14 protein-coding genes and 2 pseudogenes are annotated in these 14,943 nt (G+C 38.0%); 13 read left to right on the top strand and 3 right to left on the bottom strand.

Annotation, left to right across the window (positions count from 1 at the left end; genetic code table 11):
- Positions 1-4: 4 nt before the first annotated feature.
- The 12 genes and pseudogenes from ACJMNB_RS07095 to glf all read left to right on the top strand — a co-directional run bounded on the left by ACJMNB_RS07095 (position 5) and on the right by glf (position 10,314).
- Entirely contained in the window at positions 5-1,174 is a 1,170-nt protein-coding gene (locus tag ACJMNB_RS07095; RefSeq protein ID WP_405340588.1) for a Coenzyme F420 hydrogenase/dehydrogenase, beta subunit C-terminal domain, read from the top strand.
- A complete protein-coding gene (locus ACJMNB_RS07090) occupies positions 1,171-1,578 on the top strand; it encodes an adenylyltransferase/cytidyltransferase family protein (RefSeq protein WP_405340585.1) in 408 nt (135 codons plus the stop codon). Before ACJMNB_RS07095 ends, ACJMNB_RS07090 begins: the two co-directional genes overlap by 4 nt.
- A complete protein-coding gene (locus ACJMNB_RS07085; protein ID WP_405340582.1) occupies positions 1,571-3,073 on the top strand; it encodes a hypothetical protein in 1,503 nt (500 codons plus the stop codon). The genes ACJMNB_RS07090 and ACJMNB_RS07085 overlap by 8 nt, the downstream gene beginning before the upstream one ends.
- Positions 3,074-3,076: 3 nt before the next feature.
- Positions 3,077-3,481, top strand: a pseudogene (locus ACJMNB_RS07080) (sugar 3,4-ketoisomerase); the annotation flags it as partial.
- Between the two features lie 72 nt (positions 3,482-3,553).
- On the top strand, positions 3,554-3,979 hold the full coding sequence (locus tag ACJMNB_RS07075) for a sugar 3,4-ketoisomerase (RefSeq protein WP_405341370.1): 426 nt from the start codon (positions 3,554-3,556) through the stop codon (positions 3,977-3,979).
- Positions 3,945-4,442: an acyltransferase family protein gene (locus ACJMNB_RS07070; protein ID WP_405340579.1), complete on the top strand. Its 498-nt coding sequence runs from the start codon at positions 3,945-3,947 to the stop codon at positions 4,440-4,442. Before ACJMNB_RS07075 ends, ACJMNB_RS07070 begins: the two co-directional genes overlap by 35 nt.
- Positions 4,433-4,990, top strand: coding sequence for an acyltransferase family protein (locus ACJMNB_RS07065; RefSeq protein WP_405340576.1), 558 nt, complete (start codon positions 4,433-4,435; stop codon positions 4,988-4,990). The genes ACJMNB_RS07070 and ACJMNB_RS07065 overlap by 10 nt, the downstream gene beginning before the upstream one ends.
- A 34-nt stretch (positions 4,991-5,024) precedes the next feature.
- Complete coding sequence (locus tag ACJMNB_RS07060; protein WP_405340573.1) at positions 5,025-6,137, top strand: DegT/DnrJ/EryC1/StrS family aminotransferase; 1,113 nt, start codon at positions 5,025-5,027, stop codon at positions 6,135-6,137.
- Positions 6,138-6,148: 11 nt separating this feature from the next.
- A complete protein-coding gene (locus tag ACJMNB_RS07055; RefSeq protein ID WP_405340570.1) occupies positions 6,149-7,198 on the top strand; it encodes a glycosyl transferase in 1,050 nt (349 codons plus the stop codon).
- Positions 7,199-7,499: 301 nt separating this feature from the next.
- Positions 7,500-8,003: a serine acetyltransferase gene (locus ACJMNB_RS07050; protein WP_405340567.1), complete on the top strand. Its 504-nt coding sequence runs from the start codon at positions 7,500-7,502 to the stop codon at positions 8,001-8,003.
- Positions 8,004-8,020: 17 nt separating this feature from the next.
- Entirely contained in the window at positions 8,021-9,157 is a 1,137-nt protein-coding gene (locus tag ACJMNB_RS07045) for a glycosyltransferase (protein WP_405340564.1), read from the top strand.
- Between the two features lie 23 nt (positions 9,158-9,180).
- Entirely contained in the window at positions 9,181-10,314 is a 1,134-nt protein-coding gene (gene glf / locus ACJMNB_RS07040) for a UDP-galactopyranose mutase (RefSeq protein ID WP_405340561.1), read from the top strand.
- A gap of 3 nt (positions 10,315-10,317) precedes the next feature.
- On the opposite strand, the gene ACJMNB_RS07035 is transcribed toward glf, so the two are convergent.
- From ACJMNB_RS07035 to ACJMNB_RS07025, 3 genes are read right to left on the bottom strand one after another with little or no spacing between them, the layout of a single operon-like run.
- The gene (locus tag ACJMNB_RS07035) at positions 10,318-11,601 is read right to left on the bottom strand and encodes a CotH kinase family protein (RefSeq protein WP_405340558.1); all 1,284 of its coding nucleotides are present in this window, start codon (positions 11,599-11,601) and stop codon (positions 10,318-10,320) included.
- Positions 11,602-11,619: 18 nt separating this feature from the next.
- Positions 11,620-13,287, bottom strand: coding sequence for a CotH kinase family protein (locus tag ACJMNB_RS07030; RefSeq protein ID WP_405340555.1), 1,668 nt, complete (start codon positions 13,285-13,287; stop codon positions 11,620-11,622).
- A gap of 10 nt (positions 13,288-13,297) precedes the next feature.
- A complete protein-coding gene (locus ACJMNB_RS07025; protein ID WP_405340552.1) occupies positions 13,298-14,251 on the bottom strand; it encodes a sugar phosphate nucleotidyltransferase in 954 nt (317 codons plus the stop codon).
- Positions 14,252-14,424: 173 nt separating this feature from the next.
- On the opposite strand from ACJMNB_RS07025, the pseudogene ACJMNB_RS07020 reads away from it, so the two are divergent.
- Positions 14,425-14,926 (top strand): annotated as a pseudogene (locus ACJMNB_RS07020) (virulence RhuM family protein); the annotation flags it as partial.
- Between the last annotated feature and the right edge of the window lie 17 nt (positions 14,927-14,943).

Here is a 14,943-nt window from a genome sequence, read left to right as displayed (position 1 = left end):
CTTTATGAAAAATATATGCAGTGAAGATAAATGTACTGGATGCGGTTTGTGTGCTGCTAAATGCCCTAAATCAGCTATTAGTTTGGAACTTGTTGGACTGCATTATCGTCCTGTTATTGACCAAAAGAAATGTGTAGACTGCAATTTGTGCCAAAGAAGTTGTCCTGTTAATGCTCCGTTAGTACTAAATTCAAGTGAAGCGTGTTTTGCTGCATGGAGTAAGGATGATTATGATCATTTTGAAAGTGCTTCCGGGGGGATTGCAACAACTTTGGCGAAGACGTTTATTGCCCATGGTGGATATGTCGCAGGCTGTGCATGGGATAAAGATTTACGAGCCACAACGATCGTTACAAATGATGTTAATGAATTGGAAAAAATAAGAAAATCAAAGTATGTTCACAATTATTTTGCAAAAGATGCTTATAAAGCAATATTTGATTTACTGAAAAACGACAAGAAGGTTTTGTTTGTTGGCGTGCCTTGTCAATGCGCTGCTATAAAGAAATTTACGGAAAATTTTACAAACAACTTATTTATTTGTGATTTGTTGTGTCATGGAGCGGCATCTCCGAAGCTGCTCCAAGACCATATAGCTTCGTTTCAAAGAAAGGGCTTGGCTTTTAGCGATATCACTTTTCGTGGTGGTGATTACGATTGTAATTTCTGCTTATGGAATGATAATAAAGAGCTTGTTTACAAGTCGGGACAATATGTTGATCCATATTTTTTCAGCTTTATGAGACACACAATGTATCGAGCGTCTTGCCTTTCTTGTGCTTATGCGAAGTGTGAACGAATTGGAGATTTGACTCTGGCTGATTTTTGGGGGTTAGATAAACAGATTGTAGAACAGTATGATTTGCATAGGCAAGGTGTCAATTTGGTGCTACTTCATACAGAAAAAGGACAAGAGATGTTGTCCTTGATAAAAAATAAGATTGTGCTGCAAGAAAGATCCCTTGCAGAAGCGGTCGCAGGGAATGATACTTTAAAATTCCCGACTCCAAAGCCATTTCAATATGATTTTTTGAACATTCTTTTTCTTTTAGTAGGTTTAAAGAGAAGTGTCCAGTTGTTTGATTTAATTTATCTAAAAAATAAAATTCGTACAATTGTTCGTCGGATGGTTCCGAACTTTATTGTTAGACAATTAAAAAGGGTGAGAGCATGATTATAGGATACACTACTGGCGTGTTCGATATGTTCCATATCGGTCATCTTAACATATTGCAGAGAGCAAAGGAACATTGCGATTATCTTATTGTTGGCGTCTCGACTGATGAATGTGTAGAGTCCTACAAACACAAGATACCGATTATTCCATATGAACAGCGTGCTGCAATAGTTGAGGCAATAAAGTATGTTGATGAAGTTGTTCCGCAGACAACGATGGACAAACTGATTTTTTTGAAAAAACGCCATTTTGATGTGATGTTTCATGGTGATGAATGGAAGGGAACGGAACTATACAAAAAATACGAAGAAGAGTTTGCGAAGTATGGTGCTAAAATTGAGTATTTGTCCCATACGGAAGGCATTAGTTCTTCTATGTTGAGGGAAAAAATCCATGGATAATATTATTGTTATTACACAAAATGTTGTTTTAGAATCTCTATCTGCATTAAGGTCTCTTTTAGTTGGTAAAGAAACGCTAATCGTTTCTACGCAGTTCGTTTTTGAAAATGAAACTGAAATAATCGATAAAGCGCTTGGTATAAAGTGCAATTATATAAATTTTGCAAAACTTTTGTCGGATGCTGAACGCCAAAAATGTGATGAAGAGGCTTTTGTTCCTCCTCCTCATAATTTGGGTGCTTATTATGCGAAAATTAAGGAATTAAAGAATGAACGAATCATTAAAAACTTGTTGGCGCAATACCCTTGCTCCAATAGAATCCTTGTTTGTGATGATTTAGGAATAGAAGACTCTATTTGGTTGCAGAACGGTTTTGTTAAGTCGGAATGTCGTTATTACCATGTTGCGGACTGCTGTCCCTGCCCAAAATCAAGGCTGAACCGCGTATTTGGTATAATAAGAAGTCAATTGAATTTTGTTAAGGGAATATTTAAGTCTGATATTTGGAAATCAAAATCAAATGGTATAAAGTATCTTTTTTTTGGTAGCCTAAACAGAATCGGATATCGCATTGATTTGAGATGGATGAAAACGTCTAAATTAGAAAATTTGAAGTATGTCGCAGAATTCTATAGCATTAGGTTGTTTAACTTTATGCCCAAAAATAAAACGATTCGTATGACTTCGTTGCATGAGGATTCTCATTGGAATCTGCCTGACCATCCTAATTTTAATACGAAAAAAATTCAGGATGGGTATTTGCCGCCAAATTATCCTAGCAAGTATCTTTACTATTTTGGTCCGGGAACGGAATTCTATACGTGGGATGTGATGGGACAAAATACATTCAAGTACCATGAATTGAAAAGCTGTGTGATGCCTGTTCGAAAAAAATTATATTTGCCTGAAGCTAAATATCCGTCAAAAGTCAAAAAAGTTTTGTGCGTCGCAAGCGGTGCTGGGGATTGGACTGCAATAAAAAACCGAAGTGACGAGGATATGATGATGTGGCTTTTTGGAAAAGTCGCAGCGATGTTTCCCGATATTGAATTTGTCTATCGCTGTCATCCAGTATGGGTTCATCCTCAACATCAGGGGGTCAATTCCATAAATCGAGCTGCAACATATTTTGACTATTTAAATTTACCCAATCTAAAATTGTCTGGAAATATGCCCAATACAATGCAGAATGGACAATTTGTGCTCTCATACAAAAGAAGTTCTTTTGAGGATGACCTTAAAGATGTTGATGTTGTTTTTGGAGAACATTCTGTATCTATGATTGATGCCGGCTTCAAAGGTATTATTTTCTGTTCATGCAATGTGACCGGGCATCGAAATTATTTTGAAGATATGACAAAATTAGGATTCCCGCACTGCGAATCCATTGACGAAATAAGCAATCTGCTGAAATCAGTAAATACGCAGGCTTTTAAAGACAAATACGAACAGGCCATTAAAAATTACAATGAAATGACTGACAAAGAGGAATAATCCATGGCTACAGTATATGATGCTCAAATTTTGGGGCTTCCCAAAATTGAAGATCCGAGAGGCAATCTCTCTATTATTGAACAGAATAAGCAAATTCCTTTCGAAATAAAAAGGGCTTATTGGATTTATGATGTCCCTGGTGGTAAAGATCGTGGCGCGCACGCCTATAAAGAAAACGAGGAATTTATTGTCGCTCTTTCTGGATCCTTTGATGTGATTTTGGACGATGGCGTGAATAAGCGAACATTTCCGCTCAATCGTTCTTACTTTGGTCTTCATGTCCCCAAGGGGATGTGGCGCACTATGACGAATTTTTCTACAAATTCCCTAGCGTTGGTGTTATCTTCTACAGAATATGATGAAAATGATTACATCATGAATTATGAGGAATTCAAGCAATGGCGAAAAAATTCAAACAAGCAAACTTATTCTCCTGATTCAAAGACTTCTGTTCATGCCATTAAACCATTGAATCAACACATGCTTACAGAAGGCCACAGTGTTTTTGATTGTTCTCTTTGTGAATTGAATAAAATGCACGATCCTGAAGGAAACTTGACCTTTATGTATGAGAACGTGCATTTGCCATTTCCGATAAATCGCGTTTTTTATTCCTATGATATTCCCGGTGGCGAAGATCGTGGAGCTCATGCTCATAAGGAGTGTCACCAGTTCATCATCGCAGCATCCGGTGCGTTCGAAGTTGTCTTGGACGACGGCACAAATAAACGCACAGTCCAATTGAACAGACCATTCTGGGGCCTACACGTCCCTCCAGGAATTTGGGCTAGTGAACAAGGCTTTTCTTCGGGATCCATTTGTCTGGTACTTGCGTCTCATGGATATTCTGAAGACGATTATATTCGAAATTATGATGACTTTAAGAAATATGTCCGAACAAAATAAAGAAAGAATCCATTGGGTTGATATAATGAAGGGACTGCTAATATTGTTAGTAGTTTTTCATCATATCCCTCAAAACGCAATATCTCAAGGATTTAGCAATGATTTTTGGATTTCGTATGATGATTTGAAATGGTATTATTGCTGTTGGTTTATGGCTTCTTTTTTTATTGCAACGGGCTTATGCAGCAACTTTAATAAACCCTTCATTGTTTTTCTAAAAACATCCTTTAAAACTATTATTCTCCCTGCTATTGCAATACATAGTTTTTTAGATATAGTTTCACTAATACATGAAGGTTTTTCATTAAAGTTATTTTTTATTCCAATAAAAAGATTTCTGTTGTTAGGGAACGACTGGTTTCTTACCTCGCTTTTTTTATCTCGTTTAATATGTTGGACTGTGAATCGGTACTGCAAACCGACAAAACTTAAGTTAATTGCAGGGGGGGGGCTATGGTTATAGGCTTTCTTTTACATGATTTTAACATATACAATATATGGTGTCATCAACACGCATTAGCGATGTCTATTTTTTTGGTTGCAGGATTACTTGCAAAAGACAAAATTTTTTCAAAAGAAAAAAGATTAGGAAAATTACCTATATCCATTTTTGAGTGTTGTTCAATATTTTTGTTGATTTTGACATTCATTGTGTTCAATGTTTTCAATATAAGAATTCCTGTTCTAAATTATGGTTTTAAGGTTTCCTTTGCTGATATTCCACTGTATCTATATTTTTCATTTTTGGGAACTCTTGCTATCATTACGTTAAGCAAGCTAATCAAAATTAATAATGTTCTTGAATATATTGGGAAAAATTCAATTGTCGTTTACTTATTCCATATATTTATTTTACGCAATCTTTTAAGCGTATTCCGTATATATGACAATGATTGGATGTACTGTTTTGGAACTGCTATTGTAACATTTTTGTTAACTGTAATGAGCTGTCTTATATTGGCCTTTTTGATTAATACAAAACATCTCAAATTTATTATAGGACAGATTTAACGGGTAATTATTAAACTAATAAAGGACTAATTATATGGTAAAACTTCTTGATCTTCAAGCTGTCACGATGCAGCATGGTGACGAATACAAAGCTGCTGCAAATCGCGTCATTGATTCCGGCTGGTTTTTACAAGGCAAGGAAATCGCCCAATTCGAAGCTGATTACGCCAAGTATATAGGCTCAAGCCAATGCATTTCTGTTGCCAACGGTTTAGACGCGCTGTACCTCGTTATGCGGGCATACAAAGAAATGGGCGTCCTGCACGATGGAGACGAAATTATCGTCCCCGCAAACACATACATCGCCACCATTTTAGGCATCACGAGAAACAATCTTGTCCCGGTCTTGGTCGAACCCACTTGGGAAAAACTTGAAATTGACATCGACAAAATCGAAGATGCCATCACGCCCAAGACAAAGGGCATCATGATCGTCCACCTTTACGGGCGCGTCGCCTACAACGACAAACTTGGTGAAATCTGTCGCAAGCACAACTTGAAACTCATGGAAGATTGCGCCCAAAGCCATGGGTGCGAATGGAACGGTCAAAAGACAGGTTCGCTAGGAGATGCGGCTGCACATTCATTCTATCCGGGCAAAAACCTTGGTGCCTTCGGCGATGCCGGTGCCGTGACGACAAACGACGAGGAACTTGCCAAAGTCATCCGTGCCCTCGCTAACTACGGAAGCCAAAAGAAATACGTGTTCAAATATGTCGGCATGAACAGCCGTATGTCGGAACTTGATGCCGCCGTGCTCGATGTCAAGCTGAAATATCTCGACGAAGACAACGCCAAGCGTCAAAAGCTCGCACACTATTATTACGAAAATATCAAGAACCCGCTGATTACACTCCCCGAGCGCATCCCGGATAAAAATAATGTCTATCACCAGTTTCCCGTTTTTTGCAAACGTCGCGACGACCTGCAAAAGCACCTCACCGATTGCGGCATCGGCACGCTGATCCATTACCCGATTCCGCCACACAAGCAGGAATGTTACAGCTCAGAAGCTTGGAACACGCCTCAACTGACGCTCCCCATTACGGAACGAATCCATGAACAAGAACTTTCGATCCCGATGAACCAAGCCATAACGCAAGAGCAGGCTAAAAAAGTCGTCGAAGCCCTTAATTCGTTTGCATAAAGGAATTTGCTATGATAACACTCTGCACTCTATTCGACCATAATTATTTGGATAAGGGGCTTGCTATGTATGAGTCTCTCGAAAAAGTCTGTGATGAATTTGAACTTTATGTACTCGCAATGAGTGACAAGTGTTATGAAATTCTGACAGCTTTAAATTATCCTCATATGAAGCCGATAAAACTTGTTGATTTCGAAGATGAAGAATTGCTCCGCGTCAAGCCAACTCGAAAAGTTGGAGAATATTGCTGGACTTGTTCGTCATCATTGATTCGATATGTGCTAATGACCTATAAACCCGAATATTGTACATATATTGATGCTGACATGTATTTTTATTCTGACCCTCAAGTCCTTATAGATGAAATGAAAGCAAAAAATGCATCTGTTCTTGTTGTTGGTCATCGATTTTGCAAATCGGAAAGAAAATTACGTGAATGGATTTCTGGTAAATATTGTGTTGAATTTAATGCTTTTAAAAATGATAAAAACGGATTGAAACTTGTAGATATTTGGAGACAACAATGTTTAGAATGTTGTTCTGCTGCAGATGATGGTGTTCATTGGGGAGATCAAAAATATTTAGATAATTGGTGTGAAGATTATTCATATTGTATTGAAACGGAGCTTTTGGGGGCTGGTGTTGCTCCGTGGAATTTTTCGCAATATAAATACATCAAGAAACAACCTGATGATAAGATTGTTGTTGAATGTAGAAAAAAAAATTGGCCTTTAATTTTTTACCATTTTGAAAATGTTCAGTATATTGAAAAAAAAATTGTTAGAATCAACCTGTATCCAGACAACAGGCGTGTGGATGATAAATTAGTTGATGCTTTGTATCCTAGTTATCTGCGATTAGTTGATGAGAAGAAAAATATGCTTAAGAAACTATTTGGTCTTGACGTCCTTATTTTAAAACATCCGGGATTTGAAAAGAAGCAGAAGGGCTTGATAAAGAGGATTCCGAATCTTGTTAATCCGATGAAATTGCGTAGCTTTATAAGAACCAAAATTCGTGATATATTTTTTCAAAATTCAAAGGATATAGTTCATATATAATTGTTGAATAGTATGTTTGCATCTATATTAAGACGCAGACAAAAATGTAAAAAGGAATGTTTTGAATAAATAAGAGTTTTGTTAATGTATTTTTTGCGACATTAGAATATGAAGATTCTCATTTATGATAATAGAGCTATAGGTCATAATTTGGAATATCTGCATCATTGGAGCTCGTAAGCCTGTTCAAGTTTAATGGCGCTGGATTGGTTGTTGCCAAGAATATATCCGCCAATGAAATATGGGCTGGATATCCAGCAAAATTTAAAAAATAAACTAACGCTTTTCTGGAGGCTTGAATATGAATTCAGTTCAATGTAAAAGGTTTAAATTGGATAAAATATGTAATAGAAACAATAAGACAACTGTTGCTTATTTATGGTGCTATCGTACAAAATATTCATCGGGATTGTCTATTTTAAAAATCATAGCAAAAATAGCAATTTCTCTCATTTGGAAGGCTAGAGGTATCGGAATAGAAACTGGGGCCATTGGGGGGGGGGCTAGAATGCCTCATTTAAACGGAATTTTTATTCATGAAAATGCATCGTTGGGTGAATATTGCACTATATTTCAGCAGGTGACAATTGGTGCAAATGAGCATAAATGCAATCCTATGAATGCTCCTCAAATTGGTAATCATGTTTATATTGGTGCTGGTGCAAAAATATTGGGAGATATCGTAATTGGCGATAATGTGAGGATTGGCGCTAATAGCGTTGTTACCAAAAATGTTCCTGATAATATGACTGTTGTTGGCTTTAATAGGATTCTTAAAACAAGTTCATCTGAAGAGAAACTGTAATTTCAAGAGAAGTGTGTATGAAAATTCTTATTTATGACAATAAAGTTGTAGGTCATCATCTAGAATATCTGCATCATTGGTATTCTGAAGCTTGCTTGAATTCAAATGAATTTTTTTTCTTGGTGAATAAAGACTTTGATCAGGTGAAAGATAAGTTTCATTGGGAAAAAACAAATAATATCAAATTTGTTTTTTTAAATGATGAAGAACAGAAAATTTCCGAAGATCAAAAACTACTTAAAAGTGCTTGGAGAATGTCTTTTGTAATACGTAAATATGTTAAAGAGTTTCAGATTGATCGTGTATGGTTGGTTATGTTTATGGAGCTTATGCCCTTTTTACCATTTTTTTTGCCTAAAGGGGTTTTGGTAAGTGGTATTGTTTATAGTATCTATTTGTACAATAAGGTGAAATTTCGAGGTCTTCGCTTGGTTCTTGAAAATCTTAGATATGCAATTATTTCCAAGCATTTTAATGTTGAACGGATTTATATATTAAATGATTCAGAAATGACTTTATTACTGAACGAAAAATTTAAATCAAGAAAATTTAAATATTTACCTGACCCAGTTCCCGATATAGATAAAAGTAAATTGTCTTTGATTCGAAATGAATTTCCTATAAATAGTGATGATATTGTTTATTTGCATTTTGGGGCTATGGATTATAGAAAGGGTACGATAGAATTGTTGAAAGCGATTAATATGCTTCCTGAAAAAATTGCTCAGAATAAATTTTTCATTTTTGCGGGTAAAGTAAACTCAAAGATGCGCGAAGATTTTTACGAAGTATTGAAGAATAATAAAAATTATAGTCGAATTAAGGTTTTTGATGAATTTTGCTCTTATGAGTTTTTAAATAATTTGTGTCTTTCTTGTGATGCAATAATGATTCCTTATAAAAGTGCAGCACAAAGCAGTGGAGTCGTTGGATATGCGTCCTTTTTTAAGAAGCCTGTGATTGGCCCCGCATTTGCAATGATTGGGAAAATTATAAAAAAATATTCATTGGGAATTGTTCTTGATGAAATAACGCCAGAATCAATAAAAAAAACTTTATGTCTACAGTTGCCTTCGGTTTCAAACAATTATTACAAGGAACATAGTGTTGATTCTTTTAATAGAGTCATCTTTGAATCAATTGATTCTAATTAAACGAATTCTGAAAGGACTTAAAAATGAAACCTGTTCATTATGATTACCTCATTGTCGGCTCGGGCCTTTTTGGAGCCACATTTGCATATTGCGCTAATTGTGCTGGAAAAAAATGCTTGGTTATAGACAAACGCCCACAACTCGGTGGTAATGTATATTGCGAAAATGTAGAAGGCATTAACGTTCACAAGTATGGTGCACATATTTTCCATACCAATAATAAGCAAGTATGGGACTTCGTGAATTCCATTGTGGAATTCAACCGATATACTAATAGCCCTGTGGCAAATTATAAGGGAAAACTTTATAACCTGCCGTTTAATATGAATACGTTCTACCAGATGTGGGGGGTGACTACTCCGACAGAAGCCTTGGCAAAAATTGAAGAACAGAAGGCGGATGCGGTGGCTGCATTAAATGGATGTGAGCCAGCTAATCTTGAGGAACAGGCGTTGACGCTAGTCGGTAAGGATATCTTCGAGAGACTCATTAAGGAATACACAGAGAAACAATGGGGCCGAAACTGTAAGGACCTTCCAGCATTCATTATCAAGCGCCTCCCGGTGCGATTAGTCTTTGATAACAATTATTTCAATGATCGTTATCAGGGAATTCCTATTGGTGGATATAACAAGCTTATTAATGGTCTGCTAAATGGTGTTGAAACCCGTACGGGTGTGGATTTCTTCGCAGAATATAAGGACAATTGGCGTAATGTTGCGGATAAGCTTGTCTATACCGGTGCCATTGATGAATATTTTGACTTTAAGCTCGGAAAACTTGAATGGCGCACGGTGAGCTTTAAAACGCGCATCGAAAATACCCCGAATTACCAAGGAAACGCTGTTGTAAACTATACGTCGCATGACCAGCCTTATACTCGTGTTATTGAACATAAGCATTTTGAAATGTTTGGGCAGGCTGTTTATGATTGTCCCAAGACAGTAATTTCAGAAGAATATTCAACAGAATATAAAGATGGGTTGGAACCGTACTATCCTGTAAATGACGACCGCAATAATGCTTTGGCGGAGGAGTATCGTAAATTGGCTAATCAAGAAACAGATGTCATTTTTGGTGGACGTCTAGGTCTGTATAAGTATTTTGATATGGCTCCTGTGATTGAGCAAGTTCTACAAATGAACGTCTGCTTTTGAAGATTAAATTGTGTATATCAAAGTGTCCATCTCATTTATTCTTTCTTGAATAAATGATTTTAACATTTCAATTGCGTCCTCAAAATTTTTTTCTTCATCGCCTATTTTGTGAGCATTTATTTTTATTGGCCAAAGTTTTATATTTTGTTCATTTGATTCTCTAATATAGTTTGAGAGAGAATCTATATAAGAATTTATTGTGGAAAAAGATTCTCTATTGGTAATCCATCTTTGATAGAAAGCTCTTTTAAAGGAATATTTTCTTGAAAATTGTCTAAATAAGATTGTATTTCTGTTTGTTAAGCCAATTTTTTTAATATCAAAAGTATCGTAATCAAAATCCCATACGGGACCAGCTTGAAGTTTTCCGTTGCTTTCTTTATGCATATAGACACTTTTGGGATGCATGAGTTCATCGTTTGTAGATAAAGCGTATATTGTGAAATAATCAACGAATGATTCTTGGTTAATATAATCAAGATACGTTGTATCATCAGCACTTCGTTGTAAAACGTATTCGGCCGAATCGACAAATTGCTTTATATAATTAACTTGGTAGCTGTCGAGGTCTTTTGGATATTTGATATTCACAGGAAGATTATTGTATTCTGTTCGAAATTTAAATTCTTCGTCATAATACATATCAAATTCGAGTAGATATGAATTGTCTGTTAATTCTAACCGATTGTTTTTCACTTCAATTTTTTCGCAGATGTAATAGTTTCCTATAAACTTCTTGTTAAAAAAAACATCTGCAAATTTTCCGTTGGGGGTCCACGCGAGCGATGTCCTTCGCGCTAGTTCAAGCGCAACTGCATTGCGGATTAGTGTTCGGTCTCTATAGTTTGCTTGCATTACCCATTTTTTTGCTTTAGGCATACCAAGAAAAGATTGTTTCTCGTTAAATTTTATGGAATACGATTTTTTGGGATATCCCCATGAATCGTGTCCTCGCCCTTTAACTGTTAAGGTCATTATTGTGGATTGGGGGGCGCTTTTTCCCCATATTTGTAATTTGGCTGGAATTTCTGTTTCGCGGTCTTTGATTGCCTGATGGTTTATTGTTTCGATGACAACTCGAGGAATTCCTGCGTAGGGGTATTCGGAGTCGTCCAATGGTAGATAGTCTAATTTTAAAGAATTTGCTGAAGCATTTGAATCTTGGCTGACAATTATATCATCCCATCTTGTTCCATTAGTATATTCGCTGTTACTGCATCCCAAAATCAGACTGCAGATAACGATACCAAGGAGTAGGGGGCGTGGTTTAACGAAATGATAGTGCATCTTTACAAAGGTGATTTTTTAGGGGTGTGGCAGATGGTCTTCAATTTTAAAATGTTCATGAAGGTTATTGATAATGATTGCAGGACGTTGCTCAGCGAATTTAATGATTTCTTGTAGATGGAATTCCATCTTTGATGCGTTTAAAGACCATTGTTTCTGGTCCCGTGGAATTTCCGATTCGATTTCTTCCATTAGCTGGTTTATTTTTGCTGTAATCCGAGATGTTTTGAAATTTGTTTGTAGGAGTATTTCCATTTGATTTATAAACGTATTTTTAAAATTAGCATTTTCTATAAGTTTTCTAAGAAGTAAAGTGTGTGCTGGAGCATTTTTCCAATTATTGCCTGTTTCTGACAATACGTAATCAAATATGTTGTATTGGGTATACGATGCATATCCAAATCCAAAATCTAGATCATATAAAAACCATTTCCATTTATGTTGAATGCTTGGGCTATTCCATTTTTTTAGGTTGTTTCCTGGCCAATCGAGATTATTTGCAAACAATTCCACTTGCAAATAATTAATGTAGTTGTCAATGTCAATTTTTGAAGCGATGTATGCATAGTTGCTGTCGTTATCTAAATTATGGTTTTTCAACCAATCCATTAAGGCTATGTAGTCAGTTGCTGAACCGGCCGAAACAGAGTTGTCTGCTTTAAGCAGGTTTATCTTATCATGACTAATCCCATAATGCGTTTCAAAGTAGTATTCGTTAGATCGTTCACGTAGATCGTGAAGGCCAAAATAATTACCATTGTAATAAACTACAGTGTAACGTCCTCGTTGATAATCAACTCCTAGACCTTCGCTAAGGGAACTTGCGAGACGGTCTCGAATGTAATCCAGTCCAAAGCTATTTCCAAAGTTCCGTAGAATAAATCCTTTGAACTCTTTTAATTCTGGAAATTCTGGGAAAAGTTGGTAATGTAGTCGTTTGTTGCCATACTTTTCACGGAATGTAATTGCCACGGATTTCTTCGCATTTGCGCGACTCCAGTTGCCAAAAATTTTCAATCCCGCATACTTTGCAAAAACTGAAGTTGACGTTTCTGGCTCTATAAGTTCGATAAAAATCGGAATTTCCTTATCTAACCAATAATTTGCTCCATTATGAGGCATTTTTTTTTGGGCATTGGAGCCTTCCATATAAATTCCGGTGTCGGGGTCAAATAGGGAATTGGGATCCGTGGTTATAAATACGCTTGCAATGTCAGGGGCTTTTTCTAGAATGTAGGTGCGGATGATTTCGTTGTATGTTGATTTTGCAGAGAAGTCAACGCATCGAATAGTGGTTGAAGAGTCGATAAGTATTGCCGATATCAGGGGGCTTTCTGCTGTTGGTACTTTTCCGCCGGTTTCACAATTTAATGGTTTCTTGTTCGGGAAAACGATGGTGAATGTATTCTGGAAAAAGCCGGATTGCGGAAAATCGGTTACGGTGTCATTAGAATAGAATTTTTTTTGACATGCAATTGATTGTAAATTAGGTAACCTAAAGCTGTTGAAACAACCTTGTTTTTGGGGCTCGACCAGGGAGTCCTCTTCGCTATCAACGTTGTAATACTCCCATTCGGCGTAATCTATCCCATCGCTATTGCTGCAGGCAATAAATGATGTTAGTGAAGTGTATGAAATTGCAAAAAGAAGTATGGAATGAAAATAAGATCTTGAAAGCGTTTTCATTTTTGCGCAATCAACCGTTTGCTACAATTTGTTTTTCTATGTAGGAGTTGTTGACGTTTTCGTTATCCCATACAATGCAGTCTTTTGTGATGACATCTTTTAGGGTGCAGTTGTTGCCGATGGTTACGTTGGGGCCAATGGTACAATTTTCAATGGTTGCGTTTTTGCCGATAATGCATGGGGAAATCAGCTTTGTATTTTGAATAGTGGCTCGCTGGTCTACCGTTGCACGGTTGACGTTGTTAAGCCCGTGTTTGTTCTGCAACAACCAGGTGTTGGTCTGGATTAGGGTCTCCGGCAATCCGCAGTCCAGCCATTCCTGCACGGGGGCGGTGCGGAACTTGCAGCCTTTCTCGATCATCATCTGGAGGGCGTCTGTCAGCTGGAATTCCCCGCGGGTGCGGATGTCGTTGTCCATCAGGTTGCGGAGAGATTCCCGGAGCGCCTTGGTGTCCTTGATGTAGTAGATGCCTACGATGGCCTCGTCGCTAATAAATTCCTGGGGCTTTTCGACCAGCCGTTCGATGTTGCCATTTATGTCGGTCACGGCCACGCCGAATCGGCTCGGGTCTTTGACCCTGTACGTGTAGAGAATGTTTTCGTTCGCGTTGGCGAGGCTCTGGAGGTCCGCCTGGAACAGGGTGTCGCCGAGGATAATGAGGAGCGGCTCGTCGTCAGCCACGTAGGGGAGCGCAAGGCTTACGGCCTGGCCTAGCCCTTGCGGGTCGCTTTGCAATACGGTGCGGGTCTTGCCCCATTCCGGGCGCCGGGTGAGGAACTCGTCGATGGTCTCGGCCTTGTACCCGGTAATGAAGATGGTCTCTGTTGCCTGGAGCGGGAGCGTGTCCGCCACAATCCAGTCGATAATGGTCTTGCCGCCCACGGGCAGCAAGCACTTCGGCAGGTTGTTGGTGTAAGGGCGCATACGTTCGCCCTTGCCGGCTACGGGCAAAATGACTTTCATGTATTGTATTCCTCTTTAGGCCAAAGATAGAAAAATGTAGCCTTTCTGTAAACATTTTTTTCAAAGTCTGCGGTGAAGTGTAAATCAGTTTTGCGGAAAAGGCTTGACATCTGCCCGCCGTTTGTGTATATTTTGTAGTGAACAAATGTGTATATGTTTTTCTCTGGATCAGCATGAATAAAGAGATTGTAATTTTCAAAACCGATGACGAGGCAATCAATGTTGAGGTCCGCTTTGAGGATGAGACTGCCTGGCTTACACAGGACCAGATGTCGGTGTTGTTTAGCAAGTCGAAATCAACCATAAACGAGTATATAAAGAATGTATTCAAAGAGGGGGAACTTGACGAAAAAGTGGTTGTTCGGAAATTCCGAATTTATGCAAAATTTGACGAAAAAGGCCAATTTTTACAACCTTGACGTCATTATTTCTGTTGGTTACCGCGTAAAGTCCCTGCGCGGCACCCAGTTCAGGCAGTGGGCCACGAAGCGCCTCAAGGAGTATATTGTCAAGGGCTTCACGATGGACGATGAACGTCTGAAAAATCTCGGCGGTGGCAACTATTGGCAGGAACTTCTGGCGCGGATTCGCGACATCCGTGCCAGCGAGAAGGTGTTCTACCGACAGGTTCTCGACATTTACGCGACGAGCATTGATTACGACCCCAAGGCGGATACTTTCTCACGAGCAGG

Source organism: Fibrobacter sp., from assembly GCF_045131395.1.
GTDB lineage: Bacteria > Fibrobacterota > Fibrobacteria > Fibrobacterales > Fibrobacteraceae > Fibrobacter.
This window is presented reverse-complemented; position numbering and strand designations above follow the sequence as displayed.

Bases quoted from the DNA above. Each gene is read 5' to 3' on its own strand.
- ACJMNB_RS07095 (WP_405340588.1), top strand. From the start codon at position 5: ATGAAAAATATATGCAGTGAAGATAAATGTACTGGATGCGGTTTGTGT.
- ACJMNB_RS07090 (WP_405340585.1), top strand. From the start codon at position 1,171: ATGATTATAGGATACACTACTGGCGTGTTCGATATGTTCCATATCGGT.
- ACJMNB_RS07085 (WP_405340582.1), top strand. From the start codon at position 1,571: ATGGATAATATTATTGTTATTACACAAAATGTTGTTTTAGAATCTCTA.
- ACJMNB_RS07075 (WP_405341370.1), top strand. From the start codon at position 3,554: ATGCTTACAGAAGGCCACAGTGTTTTTGATTGTTCTCTTTGTGAATTG.
- ACJMNB_RS07070 (WP_405340579.1), top strand. From the start codon at position 3,945: ATGATGACTTTAAGAAATATGTCCGAACAAAATAAAGAAAGAATCCAT.
- ACJMNB_RS07065 (WP_405340576.1), top strand. From the start codon at position 4,433: ATGGTTATAGGCTTTCTTTTACATGATTTTAACATATACAATATATGG.
- ACJMNB_RS07060 (WP_405340573.1), top strand. From the start codon at position 5,025: ATGGTAAAACTTCTTGATCTTCAAGCTGTCACGATGCAGCATGGTGAC.
- ACJMNB_RS07055 (WP_405340570.1), top strand. From the start codon at position 6,149: ATGATAACACTCTGCACTCTATTCGACCATAATTATTTGGATAAGGGG.
- ACJMNB_RS07050 (WP_405340567.1), top strand. From the start codon at position 7,500: ATGAATTCAGTTCAATGTAAAAGGTTTAAATTGGATAAAATATGTAAT.
- ACJMNB_RS07045 (WP_405340564.1), top strand. From the start codon at position 8,021: ATGAAAATTCTTATTTATGACAATAAAGTTGTAGGTCATCATCTAGAA.
- glf (WP_405340561.1), top strand. From the start codon at position 9,181: ATGAAACCTGTTCATTATGATTACCTCATTGTCGGCTCGGGCCTTTTT.
- ACJMNB_RS07035 (WP_405340558.1), bottom strand. From the start codon at position 11,601: ATGCACTATCATTTCGTTAAACCACGCCCCCTACTCCTTGGTATCGTT.
- ACJMNB_RS07030 (WP_405340555.1), bottom strand. From the start codon at position 13,287: ATGAAAACGCTTTCAAGATCTTATTTTCATTCCATACTTCTTTTTGCA.
- ACJMNB_RS07025 (WP_405340552.1), bottom strand. From the start codon at position 14,251: ATGAAAGTCATTTTGCCCGTAGCCGGCAAGGGCGAACGTATGCGCCCT.